The organism is Porticoccus sp. W117 (genome assembly GCF_030341905.1).
GTDB lineage: Bacteria > Pseudomonadota > Gammaproteobacteria > Pseudomonadales > Porticoccaceae > SCSIO-12696.
This window is the reverse complement of sequence record NZ_JATAAF010000032.1, coordinates 1-18985: the sequence shown is the minus strand read 5'-3', so window position 1 is coordinate 18985 and position 18985 is coordinate 1. Positions and strand designations below refer to the sequence as shown.

The window sequence follows — 18985 nt, the reverse complement described above, 5'->3', positions numbered from 1 at the left end:
CTTTTTGATCCATAGGTCTCACCTCTTTCCAGGGCATGAGCATCTCCTCTTTGTGGATGCTCACAGGGTACAAAACTGTTACCCATGTACTGGTACTGATGTGTTACCTATGTCCTGAACTCGTACACACGCCCCCGTTCCGTTGGCCCTTCGGGCTCCCCTCGCTCCACACAATTGCCACGGGCCGGTCTTACTCGCATCCCTGCTCGATCGACCTAACACGCACATCCGTGTGCGCGTTTCCCTACCAATTGCACTGCGCTCGGCAACTCCAAGGGGGAATTTGCGCACGATTCAAACTACGGAGTGACAATATCCCCTTCGACCTTGCCGAGTGACGGAGGTGACATAGGGTGAAACGGACAGGACGTCCGTTTCAGCGCAGCGGGTACAGGAAGTACCCTCTGCGCGACCCGGTCATGGCACCGGAGGAGCGAGGGTACCCCGAAGGGGCAAGGGCGACTGGGGTGCCCTTTTCTTGATGACTTCTTTTGGGCAAGCAAAAGAAGTCATTCGCCCAGCAGGGCGAAACCATTGCTAAAAATCACTCAAAGAACAACAACGAAGTAAAAGCCACTAGATTGCCGCAGTCGCTTCGCTCCTTCGCAATGACGAAGTCTTAACTAACCAAATACCCCCTCCCCTCCTCCCGCACAATTTCCGCAAACCGTTGCAGCGCCGGGCCGGCGTTGTGACGATCGGAGAACACCATGCGCACAGGAATGTCTCGGGTGGAACCGCTGGCTACTGGCAGCACCACAAGATCACCTGTTTGCAGATAAGGCTGGGCAATATGGTCGGGAATAAAAGCGTACCCCAACCCCGCTAACAGCAACTCTGCTGACTGGTAAAAGTGGCTCACTGTCCAGCGTTGCTCCGATCCCAGCCAGCCCTCATTGAGACGGCGGTGCGAGCCAGAATCACGCACCACAAACTGGCGATGCTGCTTCAGGTCAGCTTCTTCCAGATGACGACCCAACTGGATCAGCGGATGTTGCGGGTGAGCCACCGCAACAAATTGAATCTGGCACAAGGGTTCCGACAGAAACCCGGTGGGTAAAACACCGCCCAGTGCCAGATCCGCCTGCCCCTGAATAATTGCGTCCTGGGTACCGGAGAGAGAGTTTTCGATCAGCTCCACACGGGTATCACGAGATTCCGGCGCAAAGCGCTTGAGTACCGCCGTTAACAATGCCTGGGGGAAAACCGCATCCACCACAATACGAATTTCCGGTTCCCAGCCAGCCGCCAACACCTGAGCCGCCTGCTCCAACGCCTGGGCATCCGCCAGTAAACTGCGGGCGCGGCGCACCACCATCTGCCCGGCTTCGGTCAGCTCCGCCTTGCGGCCCTTCTGCTCGAATACCTTAACCTGTAGCTGCTCTTGCAGGCGCGCCATGGCGTAGCTGACGGTGGATTGGCTTTTTAGCAGGTGGTCAGCAGCGGCGGCGAAGCTGCCGTGCTCTACCACCGCCAGCAACATGCGCCACTGCTCTATGGTGACTTTTGGGCTTTTTAGTAGCTTATTCATCTATTTTTTCGATTAAAAAAATCGAATTTTGCCGGTTAAACAACAATTATTTAGATGTAATCTTGCCACCACTGTTTTGGAAAGCCAACCGGCGCAAACACTTTGGGAGCAAAAATCATGAAACGTCTGTTATCACTACAGAGCAGCCTGTTCGGTGCAGAGGGCGCATCCGGCAAACTCAGTGAAGGATTTATCGCCCGCCTGCAAAAGAATCACCCCGGCCTGAAGATTACCCACCGGGATTTGAACCAAGATCCCGTGCCTCACCTGAACGCAGAAACATTCTCTGGATTTTCCCTGGATGCCAACGAACGCAACGCCAGCCAACAGCAGGCAGCGCAGCTGTCCGACCAGCTGATTGAAGAATTGAAAGACAGCGACACCATCGTACTTGGGTTGCCAATGTACAATTTCGGTATACCTTCCACGTTAAAAGCCTGGATGGATCATATTGCCCGCGCCGGAGTCACCTTCCGCTATGGTGAAAACGGCCCGGAAGGCCTGCTCACCGGCAAAAAGCTCTACGTGATTGCCACCCGCGGCGGCCAGTACGCAGGCACGCCTGCGGATACCCAAACGGAATTTGTGCGCAATCTGTTCAGCTTTGTTGGCATTCGCGACATCGAGTTTATTTACGCTGAAGGGCTTGCCATGAGTGACATTCGCGAACAGTCATTGTCTCAGGCAGAGACTTTGCTGAACAAAAAAGCCGCCGCATAGGAAACACCGCCATGATCAAGAACAGCGAGCACAGCTACGGCCTGGTGGCAAAGTTGATGCACTGGTTGATGGCGCTAGCGGTCATCGGGCTATTTGCCCTGGGCCTGTATATGGTGGAACTGGATTACTACGACCGTCTATACCGTACCCTGCCTCATATTCACAAAAGTATTGGCATTTTGCTGTTTGCGGTGCTGATTGGCCGCCTGTTATGGCGCCGTTTCAACCCCCAGCCCAAGCCCCAGGGAAGCCCGGCAGAGCGACGCATCGCGCACTGGGTACATATGGCGCTCTACCTGTTGATGGTTGCGATTATGGTCAGTGGTTACCTGATATCCACCGCCGATGGCCGCGCCATTGAAGTCTTCAACTGGTTTGAAGTACCCGCCACTTTGGCCGATATCGACGGTCAGGAAGACATCGCCGGCGACATACACGAATGGCTGGCCTGGACATTAATCGCCCTGGTCGCCCTGCACGCTTTGGCAGCGCTCAAGCATCACTTTATCGACAAAGACAACACCCTTAAACGCATGACTTTTTTCAAAGGAGAGTAACCATGAATACTTATGCCAAGAAAGCATTACGCACCCTGATTACCGGGCTAGCTCTGAGCACGGCCCTGTTAACCACCAACTCCGCCATGGCGCGAGAGTATCAGTTCGACATAAAAGGCGCCCACGCCTTTATCCAGTTCCAGATCAAACACCTGGGGTTCAGTTGGCTCAGCGGCCGCTTCAACAAGTTTGATGGCACCTTTAACTGGGACGCCGCCAACCCCAACGCCTCTTCCGTCAATGTAGAGATCGACGTCGCAAGCCTCGACAGCATGCACGCCGAGCGCGACAAGCATCTGCGCGGAGAAGACTACCTGAATGTGGACAAATACCCGCAAGCCACCTTCACCAGCACCTCATACACCGACCAGGGAGACGGCAAAGGGTTACTAAAAGGCAACCTCAACCTGCGCGGCGTTACCAAGGAAATCGCTATTGATGTGGAATTTATCGGTGCCGGCAAATCCCCCTGGGGTGCGGGCCTGCATGCCGGTTTTCGCGGCACCGTGGCACTCAAGCTGGAAGACTTTGGTATGCGCTCCATGGGGCCAGGCGCGGAGCATGTGTATATGACTCTGGATGTGGAGGGTATTAGCAAATAGCCGGAATTACGTGAACCGTCATTCCCGCGCAGGCGGGAATCCATATATTGTGGCACTTCGACGTTCTATCGATCCCCGCCTGCGCGGGGATGACGGCTTTTAGTGATTACTGCTGCTGAAACTGCGCCGGATTCACAAAACTCAGGCGCAGAATAATTTCATCTTTTTGGCCCATATCCACTACCATCATCAGCGCATTGAGCTGTTCGTCTTTGGTAACGGTACCGGCAAAACCCACCAGCACCCCACCCTGCTGATTGGTACGCAGACCGAGGTCAGCTTTTAGCCGCAACGTGGTATTAATGCGCTCCAGCAGTCCCTTCAAAGCGGTGCGGAATATATCGAAGTTAAAGCCTGGGCCAACAAATTCTGTGTAATCCAGAGTCAACTTGAGCTTCAAGGTAATTTTGTCGCCAACGGTGATATTGCCCAGAACCGGACTACCGCCTTTTTTGACTTCCGTAAACAACTCTTTGGACTTGGGCTTTGGCAGCTTGTAAAACAGATTGTGCAACAGGCCATTACACATATTTAACAACTCAGGGAAGTTCGCTCTGGGTTGCTGGGCAGTTTGCTGTGTAGAGGCTTGAGTTTCTTGTTCCGCTGCTGCGGCTGTCGTTTTTTCGTCGGCCATGCTGTGCTACATCCAAATACTAAAAATAGATGGGCAAGACTGCCACGGTCGCGCCGCCAAGGCAATAACATGGCCTTTATAAGCCCTAACTCTGTTACCATCCGCGCTTTACACATACAGCTAAGGAACCATCATGGCCAGCGAAATCAAAGCCTGCGGCATTGAGATCAAAAGCAACGAGGTATTGATCTGCCCACTGGTAAAAAGCGGCGACCTGTTCACTATTCCAGACTTGCGCCAGCAGCGGCTACAGATTCGCGACGCCGACGATCAGCAGCAACTACAGGCCTTCCAGCGCACGTTTGCCAAGCTGATGGGCGATTATGGCATCACCCAGGTAGTGATCCGCTCCCGCCCGCAAAAGGGCAAGTTTGCCGGCGGCGCGGTGGGTTTCAAGCTGGAAGCCACCATTCAGTTGATTGACGGGTTGGCAGTATCACTGATCAGCAACAGCGGCATCAAAGAACAATTGAAGCACACACCGCTGTTTATTGACTTTGCCGATACTGATTTGAAGAAGTTTCTGGAACCGGCGTTTACTACGGTGTTTGCTGCGTTGAGCCGGAAGAACTAGCTCCCGACTCGCCTCTGGTTACAGTTCACAACCAGGCAGCAAACTCTGGGGATTGAACAAAGCCTTCGTAATACGGTTCCGACAAAAAATCTTCACGGGAAAACAGGTAACCAAAAGCGGATTCCATGTGCGCAAACAAGGCAACCAGAGACTTGTAGTCTTCTTTGACTACATAAATATTTACTTCTCCCCAGTATATATCTTCCAGAGTTGGTTCTATCGATTTCGCTTTGCTGTAAGAAGATAATGCGGCTTCATAGCTTCCTGCCACAGACTGCGTATTTCCCTTCAAAAGAGCAATTGCTGAATCCTCAATACCGAGTGTTGCTTCAAAACTATCCAGCGCCTGTATAGCTTTATCGAATTGTTCTAAATAAAAATAGTGATCCATCAAAATAAAAGCATACTTTGGATCATCGCTTTTGTATTTCGCAACAACCTCTAAAGCACGTCTGTATTGATTCTCATCCGCGACCTCAGATGCCACGCGAAAATAAAAATCAACCATAAAATCATTGCTCCGAACCTCCTCACTCGCGTTTTCGTAAGCGGTCAGAAACGGCTCTGGATTTTTTGTTCGCAGATAATCCGTCATCTTCTTGGTCATTTCATTGATAGTATTTCTTTGGCCGGAAAAAACCAGAAATAACTCTTCGAAATTACTGCTACCCACCTGTGAAAAGGCAAAGAACTCCCTGATCATATCTGACCACGATTTGCCGAGAGTGTACGAATAGTAATCAACAATCTGAAGGTGCCGGCTATTGTGATTCGGCTTTATTATCCATTCGATATAACTGTACCCCTGATCGCCAAAACCAATCCGATACAGCGCCTTGCTGATATTACCGCTCGTTTGTAAGCGCAACCGTTTCACATCGCCGCCAGCAAAGCTGTCCAGGAGTGTTTTGGCAGCGTTTTTTGTATTGCTTAAAAAACCTTTCCCCAATGCCTTTCTGGTCGAATAAGGAATGCTTTTCATTCTAAGCAAGACATCATCCACCAGTGACTCAAAATGGATTAGCTCTTCAAACTTATCGACCTGACCCTGCTCAACAACCAAATCAAGCTCATCAAGAAATCCATCAGCATTGTTGGCATACACAGACGTGAAAGAACACAGCGATAAACCAATCAAAAATACTGAACACTGAACTGAGAAAAACCTAATCTTCATTCAAACACCTTCCTTTGCAATCAAATACAGAACTGCTGTATTAAATGAACATAAGCCTGTCAAAGGCAGATTGATATTAGCTCAAAAAAACCATAGAGCTATAAAAATAGAGTATCAGGATACTGATAAGTGATCATTTTGTTGAGCGTTCCAGCTCACCAATCAATTTCAATGCCTGCTCCCGGTCGCTACCACACACATAAGCCGCCGGTAAAAATCGGCGGCACACATCTGGATAATCCGCAGTACCCCAAATTCGGCAGTGATAATCCACCGGGTCGAGATTCGCGCACATGACGCCAGCGGGTTTGCCATTGGGCATACCGGGTATGGGGTTATTGATAGACGGCGCGATACAACAAGCACCGCAGTTGGGACGACAGTTCATGGACTCGATTTCACCGCCAATAAATAATGTTTGAAATATATTTATTACTGTTTTACGATAATTTTATATTAAACATGACCCTCAAGAGGCCTCCGTGAATACCAAAGCTCAGCACATTGAAAAACTCAGCCGCCGCATGGCGCTTGCCAGCCTGATATGCATTATCGCACTACCTCTGGCGTTGGCTATCGTATGGACCAGCAATAACCCGATACTGATGGAGCAAATAATCGGCCTGGATATCCAGAATATCAACCAACAAGGCGCTACATCTGGTTTGAGCCTCATTCAGAGAGTACTCGGTTTTCTCGCCTCGATGCTGCCGGTTGGCATGCTGATGTGGGGTTTATGGAATTTGAAACAACTGTTCAGCCAATATGCCAGATTGCATCTATTTAACACAGCCACCACTACCTGTTTGCAACGCTTTGCCAAAGCGCTGATTTTCATCGCGCCGCTGGATATCTTGTCCGGCGCACTAATCAGCTTGATCACCAGCTTTCACAATCCAGCCGGACAAAAAGCTCTGCAAATTTCTATCGGACAGCCCCAGCTCAGCACACTGTTTATCGGCCTTGTGATATTAGCGATCGCCCGCGTGCTGATGGTAGGTCAACAACTCAAAGAAGAAAACGAGCAGTTTGTATAACGTCGGAGGTTTACTGTGCCAATTACAATCAACCTCGACATCATGCTCGCCAAGCGCAAAAAAAAATCCAAAGAGCTGGCAGCTTATGTGGGAATTTCAGAGCAAAATATTTCCCTGCTACGCTCGGGAAAAGTTAAAGGTGTTCGCTTCGCCACTCTGGAAAAGATATGTGAATTCCTTCAGTGCCAGCCCGGAGACCTGCTGGAGTTTACCGAGGACGGAGAAAGCTCCCACAATTGAGATAGTGAATAACCTGTCTGATAACCTTCGGGTTGCGCATCATAAAGGTGTGGGTCACCGGCAATTGGATGTGGTCGTTCATGCCAGCAACGCGAGTGCTGGCTACCGATACTTTGCCATCGTCCGGGTTGGGCAGCATGGTGGAAAGAATGGGGTTTACCGTGCGGGTGCCAGCAATTATGCCAAGGTTAAAATTCACTTCTCCCAGTTGCTTGAGCACACTGCTGTTCGCAGTACCCAGCTGCATTCCGGCATCGCCATTGGCGATTTTAAAACCCGGTAGTTTTGACAGCCTGTCCACCACTTCACTGCCGTGATTGGGCGGCGCCAGCATCACAGTTTTGCCGAGGTTGGCAATGGTGTTTTGTGCTAAATACTGACGCACCAGAATGCCACCAAGGGAATGGGTAACAAAGTGTACCTCTGCACAGCCCTGACATTGGCGCAAACCACATTCCACCGCTTCGCGAGCCAGCACTTCAATGGGGAAATGACGGGACGGATAACCCACATTGACTGTGCGGTAACCCGCTGCTTCCAGCGCCCTGGCCATAAACTTCATCGACCGGTTGCTGCGCACCAGCCCGTGGAGCAGGATCACCGACTCATCACCGGGCAACCGCATATCAACCTTCCACTTCCTGCACTCGGTAACGGCGGCCATCTGTGCTGCAATAAACACCGGCCTGACCGGGGTCTGCTGTCAGGGTAAGGGTCTGCTGCCGATCCGCCGGAATTTCCGATTTTGCCAACCGTGCAAGCAGCGGCGTTACCAGGGTTTCAATCACGGCCACAATCGCCACTGCTGCCAAGGCACGAAAGTAACCTTCGGCATCGACCTCACCCCACACCAGCAAATTCAGCATGCCCGCCAACAAAATCAGAGTGGCGCAGGACAGTGTTTGAAACCAACGATGCCGCGCCTTTAATACTGACAATAACAACAGGAACAGGTGCGCCATGGTTGCTGCGCAGATAATCGCGCTGATTGTGAATTGCCAGAATACTTTGCCGGAAACCTCCACCCAAATACCCAGCAGGCTCATCAACCCGGCCACTACCGCGCAACCGATGCCCACCAACCCGGTGATGCGATAGCCGTGGCGCTCCATGGCTGCGGCGCAGGAAAGTGCACAGACATTGGCCGCCGATATGGTCAGCGTGGACAACAGTATTTTCAGTTCCAGGTCACCAAAGCGGCCAATCACCACCATGGCCACCGCCAACAGGCCGGTGAGAACGAGAAAGCCGATAAAACCCTTTAATGCCAGCTTGCGAAATTCGAGGCTATTCACGATTCGCCTCCATGTCCTGCGCCAGGGCTTTGGCAGCGGCAAAGTCTGTTTTCCCGGAACCCAGTTTGGGCACTTCAATCACTGGGTAAACGTCTGCAGGAATCATCAACGGGTTGGTGCCGGCATCCACCAATGCTTGGCGAATACCATCAGCACCTTCTTCGCTGGCCAGTAACAAAACCACCCGCTCGCCTTTTTTGGCATCCGGTAAATTCACCGCCACCAGTTCAAGCTCCGGTTGCGCCAAGGCGTCGCGCACGGTTTGCTCGACAGCGCCCAGGCTGACCATCTCGCCACCCAGTTTGGCAAAGCGGGAATAGCGATCGACGATGGTGAGAAAGCCATCACTGTCGATACGGCCTTTATCGCCGGTTTTGTACCAGCGGATGCCGTCCCGCTCGACGATCACTTCTTCGGTTTTATCCGGGTCATCCAGGTAGCCGGTCATCACCTGACCGCCACCTACCAGCACCAGGCCCGCCTCTCCTGAAGGCAGTGGCTCCAAAGTATCCGGGTCCACCACCCGAAAGCTGGTGCCCGGCAGTGGCAAACCAACCGTGCCCAATTTGGTGCCCAGCTGCACGCGGAAGTCGTTGGGGTCGAGGCGGTCAGGCACATTGACGCTGGCCACTGGCGAAGTTTCCGTAGCACCGTAGCCCTCGTACACTTCTTTGTTGAATTTCAGCTTGAAGGCTTCGCGCACATCCGGGCTGAGTTTTTCCGCCCCGGCCACCACCAGCCGCAACGATTCCAGCATCAGCGGGTTCACCCGGCTGTTGCGGGTATACAGCCGCAGGAAAGTCGCCGTGCCGCAAAAAATGGTGGCGCGATAACGGGCCACCGCCTTGCCGATATTCACCGCATCGGTGGGGTCTGGGTGGAACACCACCGGCAGGCCTTCTATCAACGGCAGGAATTGAGTCACCGACAGGCCAAAGGCGTGGAATGGCGGCAGGGTGCCCATAATCACGTCACCGTCTTCCACGTTAAGCACTTCGGTCATTTGCTTGACGTTGGTAAGAATATTGCGATGGCTCAGCACCACGCCCTTGGGCGTGCCCTCGCTGCCGCTGGAAAACAGAATAGCGGCCGGTTCATCCACCGCTTTGTGCACGCACAGCAGGCGCTTCAACAGCCAGGCAGGCGTCAGGCGCACCAACAGCAGCCAGCCGGCAAATTCCCGTTTCGGAATCTGCGCTTTCAGGTCTTCCAGGTAATGCACCTGCACATCCTGCAGGACAGCATCCACATCCACGCCTTTGCTGCGCAGTTTGGCGACAAACTTTTTCGAGCTGTAAACGGTCTTTACTCCGGCTTTTTGCAAAGCGGCCTGCTGTGATGCCACCGGCGATGTGAAATTGATGTTGACCAAGGTTTTACCCAGCAACAACGCCGCCATATTGGCAATGGCGGCACCACTGGCAGAAGGTAGTAAAAAGCCCACATTCTGTTCTTTGGCCTGGGCTTTGATGCGCCGGGAAAAAGCCGCCGCCGCTGCCAGCATGCGATAGTTGGACAGGCTGTCACCGGTGGAATCGGCAGCGCACATTTCCGAGCCGTTGCGCTTCACCGTATCGACCCAGGATTCCGGCAACGAGCACAGGGCTTTGGTGTAGGCGTCCCAGGAATGGATGGACAGGTCGAATACTTTGGACTTGAGCGTTTCCGCATTGGTGTCGCAGGGCAGTGGGTCACCAAAGGCCACCATAATGTCGCGCACCAGGCCGCGACCGGTCATGGCGGAGAGGCGGTCGCTGGAACGGGAAAAGCGGCTGCCCCACAGACCGCGCAGGTAAAAGGGTACGATCACCGCATCCGCGTCGGCGGCAGCGGTTTCAAAGCCACGCTGAAACTCCGCCAAATTACCGGTGCGACTGATCACCCCTTCCGGGAACAAGCACACCACCTCTCCCTGGTTGAGCAATTCGTTAATACGCACCATGGCACTTTTGGTGGTGCGGCCACCAATGGGAATGGCACCCATCAGATCGAGGAACCACTTCAGATACCAGCGCTGGTAGAAATCCTTGTACATCACAAAGCGCACCGGGCGCGGCGAGGCAATCTGCACAATGGCCCAGTCGATCCAGCTGATGTGGTTGCCCAACAACAAAACGCCGCCGCGCCCTGGCAGGTTAGTAAGCCCTTGCACTCGCAGTTTGTAGCGACGGCCAATAATCAGCGCCGCCACGTAACGGGCAAACGCCTGGGGCAGTTTGCACAGCGTCCAGATAACCCCGGCACAGGCCACCAGCGCCACCAGATAGAAAAGGCTTTTGGTACCGGCACCGGCCCAGGAAATCAGCGCGGTGACCACCAGTACCAGCAACATGCCGATGTTCTGTACCCAGTTGCTGCCCGCCAGAATTCGGCCCAGCTCGTGCTTGCCCGCGTGGAACTGAATCAGGGCATTGAGGGGTACCACCACAAAGCCGCCGCCAATACCGAGAATCACAAAATTGATCATGGCATCGGTAATGGTTTCCAGCCCCGGAATGCGCAGCAGAGTGATTGCCATAATCAGCGCGCCAACGGGCAAAGTGCCAGTTTCGATGTAGGAGCGGGAGGCGCGCCCGGCGATCATCGAGCCAAGCATAATGCCGATACCGGAACAAGCCACCGCCCCCTGAATCAGCGCGGTTTTGTCGATGCCCATTTCCGCTTTGGCAAAGGCCGGGAACGCCGCCACCAACACCTGGCCAATGCTCCAGAAAATCGCCAGGCCAATGATGGAGCGCCAGATCACCCGGCGCTGGGTAATGGTTTGCATGGTCTCTTTCAGGGCGACACCACGGCGGTAGTCCCGCCAGTCAAACGCCAAGTTGTGATCCCCCCGCTCCTTCACTGGCAGGCGCAAACACAACAGGTACTCGACAATGGACAGAGCCACTAGCGCCCAACCCAGTGGAGCAATCAAACGCAGAATATCCCCTTCACTGGAAAACACTGTGTCGCCCAAGCGGTTGTCGAACAGCACCGAGAAGAAAATGGTGCCGCCGAGAATGCCGATAATCGACAACGCTTGCACCGCACCATTACCGCGCCCCAACTGCGCCTTGCCCACCAACTCTTTGATGTAGCCAAATTTGGCCGGGGAATAAAAAGCACTTTGCACCGCCAACAGAAAGGTGAGTGAAAACGCGAGCCAGAACCAACCCATGTAGTAGCAGAGTGTGATCAATAAGGTAATGACAATGGCCGCCGCCGCAGACAGTTTCAGCACCTGGGGCTTGGCAAATTTATCGGACAGAAAACCCGCCGGAGTCAGCAGCAAAATATAGGGCAGCAGAATCAGCGAATTGACGATGGCGGTCAGCACCACCTGTTCCGGGCCATCGTAAATTTTGAATACCGTGTTTTGCACCATGATCTTGTGCCCCAAATCCACGAAGGCGTTGAGAAACACCACGGCCATGTAGGGCAAAAAACCGGTAATCCGATGTAAAGCGGTCATGCTTGAATCCTTATTTGTGTTATCCAGGGCGTTGGCCCGCAGCAAGCAAACTGTAACGGCAGCACCCTAAAAAACAACTTTCTTATAAAAAGTCTTCGAATACAGACGAAAAGCACTATATATTGATACTTTTCACAGGTAGGCCTTATGTCAGAAATCACTTCCCTTATCAGCGCCCTGAAAAAAGCCCTCAAGCAACAGGGCAAAACCTACCGGGACGTGGCGCAATTATTGGGCCTTTCCGAATCCAGCGTAAAGCGCATTTTTACCTCCGGCGATCTGTCCCTGAAGCGCCTGGACAAACTGTGCGGTTGGCTGGGCATCACCATCACCGGCCTCAGTGTGGCCGCCGAAGCGCAGCAACCCACATTAAGCCAGCTCACCATTGAGCAGGAACAGGAGTTGGTGGTAGACCCGATTATGTTGCTGGTGGCCAGCTGCGTACTCAACCAGTGGCAGTTCGCCGAGATCATCAGCTATTACAACATCACCGAGCCCCAGTGTGTGAGCAAGCTGGCGGCACTGGACCGGCTGGGCGTGATTGAGTTGTTGCCCGGCAACCGCATCAAGCTGCGGGTGGCTCCCAACTTTCGCTGGCAGACCAACGGCCCGATTCAACAGTTTTTCCAGAACTCCGTAGAGCGGGAGTTTTTTAATTCCAACTTCGCCCGTGAGGATGAGCAGTTTATTGTCCTCAATGGCACCCTGTCGGCAGCGTCGAGTCAGATATTTCAGAAACGCATGCGCAAGCTGGCCAGTGAGTTCAACGAATTGAGCAAGGCCGATCTGGCCCTGCCCCTGAATGAGCGCCACGGCACCACCGCAGTGATTGCGGTTAGGCAGTGGCATTTTGCCTTGTTTGAACAATACAGAGCTTGAGCAATACAGAGTTTGAGCAGTATCGGCGGTAGCCGTTGAATAGTACTGTCATCCTGAGGAGGCGGAGCCGACGCGAGGATCTCGCAGTCTAAAACTTGTGAGATCCTCACGGTCGCTGCGCTCCCTCAGGATGACAGGGGCGGATGACCTATTTGCTCACTACCCTCTTTCGCATCAACCACAACAGCGGCAACAACACCAACATCCACACTCCAAACGAACCGCCACCACCACCTTTGCGCGGGGTCGCCCTGGGCTGCTGAAACGCCGGCTGTTGGGAATCGGCGCGGTTGTCGCGAACCGGGGCAGCAGCACGCTGTTGGCGGGCATGATGTTCCTGCTGTACGCGCTGTTGGTTGCGGCGTTCTATGCCCTGGGCCTGAAATACTTCGTCGCGCACCACTACCATGGAGGTGTAGTTGGTCACCAAGCCGTACTCTCGGGCAATATCCACAATGGCCTGTTTGCTGTCACTGTCTTCTCCCAGGTAATCGATCTGATCCTGCAGGCCTTCGATGGCTGCATAGGCCCACAGACGCTCGATTTCCGGGTTGAGATCTGCGGTTTCCGGGAAAGCGATTCGGGTTTTATAGGTTTTGGGTTGGCCGGATACCTTCCCGGAGATAGCCACGTCGGCAACACCATCACCGCGATAGTGACCAAACACGATCAACTGTTGGCCACGGTACAGGGAGCCAATGCGAGTGGGCTCCATATCCTCCACTTTGACGCCCTTAATGCGCACATCAATATCGTGGAACGCCTGGTGGGTGAGTTTTTCAGTAGCCAGCATCAACTGGCCGACAATGTCGTCGCTGTTGGATACGCTCATGGCAAAGCCGTTAGAGATTTTCGTCATGCCATCCAACAAGGGGCGATTGGCGCTGTTACCCATCACAAAGGTAAACAGGCGAACATCGTGCTGTTCCAGCAACTTGAGAAAACGCTTTTTCTCCGTCACACCCACATTGGCCACGCCATCGGTAACCAGAACAAGAGCGCTGGGGCGATCTGCATCCAGGCCGCGCATGCCCTTCTGCAACCCAGCGTACAGGTTAGTACCACCGTTTGCGGGCGTGTTGGCCAATTGCTGGGTGTAATGGCTGACCTCTTGAGGTGTTGCCATCACATAGCCCGGCGTTAATTCGCGAGCGCTGTTGTTAAACAACACAATTTTGAAACGGTCGTTGGGGTTGAGTTGCTTCAGGCCTTTGTTCACCCCTTCCACCAGGCTGCTGTATTTACCCTGCATGGAACCGGACAAATCCAGCACAAACACCCAGTCCCTACCCTGTTCGATACGGGCCAGGTCATCACCCGGCGTGACCGTCATCATAAAGGTGCCGCGGCCGCTGGCGTCCGGTTTGTGAGCCACCATATCGATACTGCCGGGCAGGCCTTGCTGGTGGCGCCAGTACACCACGATATCCGTATCCAGGCGCTGAATTACGTGTGTGGTGGCTTGCGGGGCAACCGTGTTAGTGGCTTCTTCATCCACTAACGTAGCAGCGGCAGTGCTGGCACTGTTATTGGCCAGCGACACTTGCCACTCCTGGGGTGAACTGTTGGTCGCTACCGCTTGCGGGTGCTTGGGCAGGCGCAGGGTATCAATGGGGTAGGAAGAGCGTAGCTTCAGGTTAAAACTAAAGGCTTCGCTGACTTCGTCATTGTAATTCCAGAACGCCAGTTTCTGTTCGTCCACACCGCCTTCTTCCAGTGGATACACATAACGGCCGATGCTGTGGTCCACATGCACCGGTTGAATGTAGACCAGGCGAATTTTCACTTCCTGATTGCCGCGCACCGGGTACACCGAACTGTCGAAGGTGCGGTATTCGTCCTGTTCGGTGATGGCCGTTTCCCGGCCCTGAGATTTTTCCCGCTCGTAGAGTTCACGAGCCTGCTTTTTCTCCAGCACTTCACCGGTAACCGGGGTGCCGTCGATCCAGTAGGTGAACTCCCCCACCGAGGCTTTTTCCGGCACCGGGAACGAGTAAATGGCTTCCAGCTCTGCGCTGTTGGGGTTGTAGAACACCTGTTCTACCGAGGTGATGGCGTAGCCATCTTCAATCGTCACATTGACGTGATGTTGCTTGATTTCCAGGGGTGGCAGACTGCTGGATTTTGGGGTCATCAAGCCCGCAGCCAATGCAGTTTGACTGCAAAGCACCAAACCGGCAGCTGCCGCCAAACATCGTCGAATTACATTCTGAAAGATTTTCATCGCTGTCTCCTTTTCGTCACCGCTCTGTATGCGGCGCCTGGCAAACTAGAAAAGAAGACTGCCTGAAACAACTAAAACAGAAATAGACTCAAGAAATTGCACTTAAAGTGCCACCAAGTAATACTTTTACAGCAAACACAAAAAAGCCGGGCCACTGGTGATCACAACCTGTGGCCCGGCTAACCCCTCTAAACAACTATTACTCTTCCGGTACAGTCACCTTCAGTGTGCGCTTTTTCTTGTCACGCATAATGCCAATAGACAGCTTGTCGCCAGGGCCGTAGGTAAATAGCAGGTTGGTTACCCAACGGGGGCTTTTGGCAGTGCGGCCGCCAATATCCACAATCACGTCCCCAGGCTGCAGCTGATAGATGTTGTCGTCGCCGGTATTGATAACCAGCACACCGTTGTCCGCACCAAAGTATTTGCCCAGGCCTTCATTGAGGTTGGCCATTTCCAGCCCGACCCTGTCCCTTGAATGCAACGCCAGTACTGCGCCGGGGTAGCCTTTGTGCTGAAGGATCTTCTCGATTTCCTTGTGAACTTCACTGAAAGCGGCAAATTCTGAGGTGCGCGCCTTGGTGATCATGGCTTTTTCCAGGCGCTTGCCCTTGCGCTCTACTACCATGGTGATTTTGTCGCCGGGCTCAGGGTAACCAAAGCTGTTCATGGCGCTGCGCATGGCATCGCCGCTGCCGTCATCTTTGTTCACGTCTTTGCCGTTAACTACCACAATCAGGTCACCGGCCAATAAACCGGCCTCCTCTGCGGCGCCGCCGGGCATCACTTTGGTGACTTTTACCTGCCCGTCTTCTGTGGAATCAAACAAAATGCCGATCACACCGGCGGGTTTTTTGTGCTTTTTAATGTCCTTCAGGTCTGCCAGCAGTTTTTCGACTTCCAGGGGATCAGTGGCCGCCAGCATATCCAGCGCTTCCTGAAATTCAGTGTCTTCAAAATCCAGTGAATCGATTTCTATAACCACTTCTTTGGCAGTAGCCAGTTGGCTGCACAGGGCCAGGGTCAGGCCAGCGAGTAATGTTTTCATCATGGTTGGTTCTCCCATTTGATCTTTAATTAGAGCCAGACGCCCTTGTCCGGAACGCGAATGGTGGATTCCAGCAATTGGGTGCTGAGCTGGTCCCGCTGGCGCCGCAGGGACACCTGTTGGCGCAAGTCGCCGTAATGGCGGTTTTCATCAATCTCCTGAATCCAGTTGAGCATGGCGATTTCTTCCAGCGCCTGATCGGTGCTGTAGGTACTGCGCGACATCAGCGCCAGCGATTCGTCAAAGCGCTGTGCCTCCTGAAAACCGCCCCCTCCCTGAATCGCCGGCTTGGCTCCCGGCCAGAGCACCACAACCAGACCAATGGCCGCCACCGAAGCGGCAATGGCGCCCCTGTAAGAACCCCGCTGCCGTGGCTTTATACTGGCTTGCTGATCCAGGCGCCCGGCAATCTGCTGCCAGCAATCATCGGGAGCTTGCTGCAAGGGCAGCTCCCTGAGCGCCTGGTCAATGGAAGTCTGTTTACTCAATTCACTCATTACTACACCCCGTACTTACACCCGATACTTACACCCGGCACTTACACCCCGTTAAGGGCCTGCGCAGGAGCCGTTGCGTCTGCCGCTGTCTGCGGCAAGTACGCCTGCAGTTCTTTGCGGGCTCTGGACAGTTGAGCCCGGGAATTGGACTCGGTAATTTCAGTCATTTCGGCGATCTCCCGGTGGGTATACCCCTCCACCGCATGGAGCCAGATCACCGTACGCCTCAGTGGCGGCAGCTGCTCCAGCGCCTGCTCCAGATCCCGCTCGCAACCGCTGCTCTGTACTGCTGCTTCCACCTGCTCGCAGGTTTCTTCATCCAGCGGCACATCCTGCCAACGCTGCCAGCGTTTCTGGCGCCGTAATTCACTGAGACAAGTATTGATAAAAAGTTTCCGCAACCACCCCCAAAAAGGCGCATCAAAGCGGTATTGGCCGATTTTGCGAAACACCAACAACATGCCCTCCTGCAGAATATCCCGTGCCACTTCCGGGCACTGGGACAACTTCAACGCCAGGTTATACGCAGGCACTTGAAAGGCGTCGTACACATTTCTGAAGGCCGCCGTTTCCCCACGCTGGGCGCGCCGAATCACATCAACGGAAAGGTCAACAGCAAATGTGCTTTGTCTCATACTCATGTAGACGACTGGATTGGTGATTGTGTGACAGAGCTTAGTCGATTTTTTGCCGGGAAAGGCCTTGGGTGAATGTTACTGTTGAGCTCTCAGAGAGCAGAGGCTTGCGTAAATTTGTTCCCTGAGGCAGCACAAACGCCGCTGCAACTGGTCAGCAAGCAAGCTGGCGTTGTTGCAGTGCCGATCTTCAGCATCCGCCAGTGCCGCCGCCAAAAAGGCCTCTAACGCCTGCAATTCCGCCAACTCGTCGCACCAGGCTACCAGTTGTGTTGTTTGGTTATCCGCCCAGGTTTCAGATGCCATTGCACCCTCCTACAAACACTGTATAAATATATAGCTTTATGCTAATTATTTTCAAGCTAAAATATCGTCTCCGGTATCCAAACAGGGTCATTACTCGTGAACAGCTTCACCGTACAGGATATTCGCTACCGCAATCTGCAACGGCTGCTGGAGTTGTGTTCCGGCAATCAGGCAGAGCTGGCAAGAAAAGCCGCTAGCAATCCGGCTTATATCAGCCAGATTGTCAATCGCACCCCAATGCCATCGGGGAAGCCAAGAAATGTGGGCGAACGTCTGGCACGCAATCTGGAAATGGCTTTTGGCAAATCACAGGGCTGGATGGATACCATGGAAGAAATCGGAGTTGCGGAGCAGCGGGCCAGTTACGAGGTATCGGAAGCGCGATTGCAACCGCTGCTGGAGGTGGCGAGGCAGCTTACCTCAGCACAGTTGAAAGTAGCTATTGATATGTTGAAGGTATTGGCCAAAAACTAGGGGACCCCCTAGCCGGGATATTCAGACAACCAGCCGAGCATGTGTTTGCCCATGCTCTTGGCCACATCATCCATAAAATTGCAGTACGGCCTGACGTTTTCCCAGTGTTGTCGCTGTTGCCACTGCAGATAGGCGGCACATTCGCCCTCGCCATGCTCTACCACCCAACCGGAGTTGGCGCCTATTTCGCGGAGCATTTCCGCCTGCTGACGCCAGATGCTTTTCAATTGGTACTCGTGCCCTGGCCTGACCCAGATACGATACATAATGGTGTGCATGGTGAAGTCCCTTTCGGCCGTTCTGTTAGTCACCATCCTCAACGTTTTCTTTGGTACGTTGGATGACTTGGTAGAATTCTTGTTTGAGCTGCCTCTGACGCTGACGCAACCACTGGCAGGTAAGCCCCAAGCCGCTGCTGCTACTGGCGTTAAAGGCATCATCGGACTCTGTAGCCAGAGTGAGGAAGGCATCGTAAAGGAAGCTGTTGAGCGCTTCCAGTTCTGCAAGCTCATCATACAGCGGCAAAAGCTGGCGAGTAACAGCGGGAACAGTTTTTGGCGCACCGTCCGGTGACTGCTGCACGTTGGTTCCGCTGCCTGCTGTGGACATTGAGGTCTCCCTGACGTTACGCCATAAATGACGTGGCAAGTTTCATTTAATCATGACATTAATGGCGTGTCCAGCCCACAGGTTTTGACCATGAAGCGCACCATCAACGAGCAAGAACCGCTGCATTCTGAGTTCCAGGCATTCAGCAGCTCATTGCGCCAGCGGATCATCGAGCTGCGCCATCAGCGGGGCTTGACTCAGGAAGACATGCAGCAATTCGGGCTGTCGCTGCGCCAGTACCAGCGCATCGAAAGTGGCGAGACCGAAAATATCACTCTGGCCAACTTGTATCGCATTGCCAGTGGCTTTGGGTTATCGGTAAGCGAGCTTCTGGCGTGTCTTGTCCTGATATAGGTTGACACTATTTCAGGTTAAAAACGCCCGATGGACTTCATCGGGCGTTTTGTATTTTAGAGCCATATGCGGCCGCCGTTTATTGTATAACTCAACAGATTCTTCCACCATGACGGTAGCCTGCTCAATATTTTCAGG

Annotated in this window: 24 protein-coding genes; 9 read left to right on the top strand and 15 right to left on the bottom strand. The window is 53.5% G+C overall.

What is annotated here, in order from left to right; translation table 11 throughout:
• Window positions 1-619: 619 nt before the first annotated feature.
• Window positions 620-1531 (bottom strand): LysR family transcriptional regulator, encoded by a 912-nt coding sequence (locus QSV34_RS14480; RefSeq protein ID WP_289155874.1) that lies wholly within the window; start codon window positions 1529-1531, stop codon window positions 620-622.
• Window positions 1532-1648: 117 nt separating this feature from the next.
• Here QSV34_RS14480 and QSV34_RS14475 point away from each other — a divergent pair, with 117 nt between their 5' ends.
• From QSV34_RS14475 to QSV34_RS14465, 3 genes are read left to right on the top strand one after another with little or no spacing between them, the layout of a single operon-like run.
• Window positions 1649-2251, top strand: a complete 603-nt coding sequence (locus QSV34_RS14475; RefSeq protein ID WP_289155873.1) for an FMN-dependent NADH-azoreductase — start codon at window positions 1649-1651, stop codon at window positions 2249-2251.
• Between the two features lie 11 nt (window positions 2252-2262).
• Window positions 2263-2808, top strand: a complete 546-nt coding sequence (locus QSV34_RS14470) for a cytochrome b (RefSeq protein WP_289155871.1) — start codon at window positions 2263-2265, stop codon at window positions 2806-2808.
• A gap of 2 nt (window positions 2809-2810) precedes the next feature.
• Entirely contained in the window at window positions 2811-3410 is a 600-nt protein-coding gene (locus QSV34_RS14465) for a YceI family protein (protein WP_289155870.1), read from the top strand.
• Window positions 3411-3516: 106 nt separating this feature from the next.
• Here the strand turns inward: QSV34_RS14465 and QSV34_RS14460 are convergent, their stop codons facing one another.
• The gene (locus QSV34_RS14460; RefSeq protein ID WP_289155869.1) at window positions 3517-4044 is read right to left on the bottom strand and encodes a hypothetical protein; all 528 of its coding nucleotides are present in this window, start codon (window positions 4042-4044) and stop codon (window positions 3517-3519) included.
• Window positions 4045-4177: 133 nt separating this feature from the next.
• Here QSV34_RS14460 and QSV34_RS14455 point away from each other — a divergent pair, with 133 nt between their 5' ends.
• On the top strand, window positions 4178-4618 hold the full coding sequence (locus QSV34_RS14455) for a DUF3010 family protein (protein ID WP_289155868.1): 441 nt from the start codon (window positions 4178-4180) through the stop codon (window positions 4616-4618).
• Window positions 4619-4643: 25 nt separating this feature from the next.
• Here QSV34_RS14455 and QSV34_RS14450 read toward each other — a convergent pair whose 3' ends face one another.
• On the bottom strand, window positions 4644-5795 hold the full coding sequence (locus QSV34_RS14450) for a tetratricopeptide repeat protein (protein ID WP_289155867.1): 1152 nt from the start codon (window positions 5793-5795) through the stop codon (window positions 4644-4646).
• A gap of 133 nt (window positions 5796-5928) precedes the next feature.
• Window positions 5929-6183, bottom strand: coding sequence for a YkgJ family cysteine cluster protein (locus tag QSV34_RS14445; RefSeq protein ID WP_289155866.1), 255 nt, complete (start codon window positions 6181-6183; stop codon window positions 5929-5931).
• A 94-nt stretch (window positions 6184-6277) separates the two neighbouring features.
• Here QSV34_RS14445 and QSV34_RS14440 point away from each other — a divergent pair, with 94 nt between their 5' ends.
• Window positions 6278-6832 (top strand): DUF2975 domain-containing protein, encoded by a 555-nt coding sequence (locus QSV34_RS14440; protein WP_289155864.1) that lies wholly within the window; start codon window positions 6278-6280, stop codon window positions 6830-6832.
• 15 nt (window positions 6833-6847) lie between these two features.
• Entirely contained in the window at window positions 6848-7072 is a 225-nt protein-coding gene (locus QSV34_RS14435; protein ID WP_353738412.1) for a helix-turn-helix domain-containing protein, read from the top strand.
• Here the strand turns inward: QSV34_RS14435 and QSV34_RS14430 are convergent.
• From QSV34_RS14430 to QSV34_RS14420, 3 genes are read right to left on the bottom strand one after another with little or no spacing between them, the layout of a single operon-like run.
• Window positions 7041-7736, bottom strand: coding sequence for an esterase/lipase family protein (locus QSV34_RS14430; RefSeq protein ID WP_289155862.1), 696 nt, complete (start codon window positions 7734-7736; stop codon window positions 7041-7043). The two genes, QSV34_RS14435 and QSV34_RS14430, sit on opposite strands and share 32 nt — an antisense overlap.
• Window positions 7699-8367 (bottom strand): hypothetical protein, encoded by a 669-nt coding sequence (locus QSV34_RS14425; RefSeq protein ID WP_289155860.1) that lies wholly within the window; start codon window positions 8365-8367, stop codon window positions 7699-7701. The genes QSV34_RS14430 and QSV34_RS14425 overlap by 38 nt, the downstream gene beginning before the upstream one ends.
• A complete protein-coding gene (locus QSV34_RS14420) occupies window positions 8360-11821 on the bottom strand; it encodes an acyl-[ACP]--phospholipid O-acyltransferase (protein ID WP_289155859.1) in 3462 nt (1153 codons plus the stop codon). The genes QSV34_RS14425 and QSV34_RS14420 overlap by 8 nt, the downstream gene beginning before the upstream one ends.
• 147 nt (window positions 11822-11968) lie before the next feature.
• Between QSV34_RS14420 and QSV34_RS14415 the strand changes: the two genes are divergently transcribed.
• Window positions 11969-12700 carry a helix-turn-helix domain-containing protein gene (locus QSV34_RS14415; RefSeq protein WP_289155857.1) on the top strand — a complete coding sequence of 244 codons (732 nt, stop codon included), beginning with the start codon at window positions 11969-11971 and terminating at the stop codon, window positions 12698-12700.
• Between the two features lie 148 nt (window positions 12701-12848).
• Here QSV34_RS14415 and QSV34_RS14410 read toward each other — a convergent pair whose 3' ends face one another.
• The 5 genes from QSV34_RS14410 to QSV34_RS14390 all read right to left on the bottom strand — a co-directional run bounded on the left by QSV34_RS14410 (window position 12849) and on the right by QSV34_RS14390 (window position 17410).
• The gene (locus QSV34_RS14410; protein ID WP_289155855.1) at window positions 12849-14924 is read right to left on the bottom strand and encodes a VIT and vWA domain-containing protein; all 2076 of its coding nucleotides are present in this window, start codon (window positions 14922-14924) and stop codon (window positions 12849-12851) included.
• 199 nt (window positions 14925-15123) lie between these two features.
• Window positions 15124-15975 carry a PDZ domain-containing protein gene (locus QSV34_RS14405; RefSeq protein ID WP_289155854.1) on the bottom strand — a complete coding sequence of 284 codons (852 nt, stop codon included), beginning with the start codon at window positions 15973-15975 and terminating at the stop codon, window positions 15124-15126.
• 26 nt (window positions 15976-16001) lie between these two features.
• Complete coding sequence (locus tag QSV34_RS14400; protein WP_289155852.1) at window positions 16002-16469, bottom strand: hypothetical protein; 468 nt, start codon at window positions 16467-16469, stop codon at window positions 16002-16004.
• 41 nt (window positions 16470-16510) lie between these two features.
• Window positions 16511-17110: an RNA polymerase sigma factor gene (locus tag QSV34_RS14395; RefSeq protein WP_289155850.1), complete on the bottom strand. Its 600-nt coding sequence runs from the start codon at window positions 17108-17110 to the stop codon at window positions 16511-16513.
• A 72-nt stretch (window positions 17111-17182) separates the two neighbouring features.
• The gene (locus tag QSV34_RS14390; protein WP_289155848.1) at window positions 17183-17410 is read right to left on the bottom strand and encodes a hypothetical protein; all 228 of its coding nucleotides are present in this window, start codon (window positions 17408-17410) and stop codon (window positions 17183-17185) included.
• Window positions 17411-17506: 96 nt separating this feature from the next.
• Here QSV34_RS14390 and QSV34_RS14385 point away from each other — a divergent pair, with 96 nt between their 5' ends.
• Window positions 17507-17884 carry a hypothetical protein gene (locus QSV34_RS14385; protein WP_289155846.1) on the top strand — a complete coding sequence of 126 codons (378 nt, stop codon included), beginning with the start codon at window positions 17507-17509 and terminating at the stop codon, window positions 17882-17884.
• Window positions 17885-17892: 8 nt separating this feature from the next.
• Here the strand turns inward: QSV34_RS14385 and QSV34_RS14380 are convergent, their stop codons facing one another.
• Together QSV34_RS14380 and QSV34_RS14375 are read right to left on the bottom strand one after the other, a co-directional pair.
• The gene (locus QSV34_RS14380; RefSeq protein ID WP_289155844.1) at window positions 17893-18162 is read right to left on the bottom strand and encodes a hypothetical protein; all 270 of its coding nucleotides are present in this window, start codon (window positions 18160-18162) and stop codon (window positions 17893-17895) included.
• A 25-nt stretch (window positions 18163-18187) separates the two neighbouring features.
• Window positions 18188-18493: a hypothetical protein gene (locus tag QSV34_RS14375; protein ID WP_289155842.1), complete on the bottom strand. Its 306-nt coding sequence runs from the start codon at window positions 18491-18493 to the stop codon at window positions 18188-18190.
• A 90-nt stretch (window positions 18494-18583) separates the two neighbouring features.
• On the opposite strand from QSV34_RS14375, the gene QSV34_RS14370 reads away from it, so the two are divergent.
• Entirely contained in the window at window positions 18584-18847 is a 264-nt protein-coding gene (locus QSV34_RS14370; RefSeq protein ID WP_289155840.1) for a helix-turn-helix domain-containing protein, read from the top strand.
• A 12-nt stretch (window positions 18848-18859) separates the two neighbouring features.
• Here QSV34_RS14370 and QSV34_RS14365 read toward each other — a convergent pair.
• On the bottom strand, window positions 18860-18985 hold a 126-nt coding region (locus QSV34_RS14365), incomplete at its 5' end, for an integrase core domain-containing protein (RefSeq protein WP_289152576.1).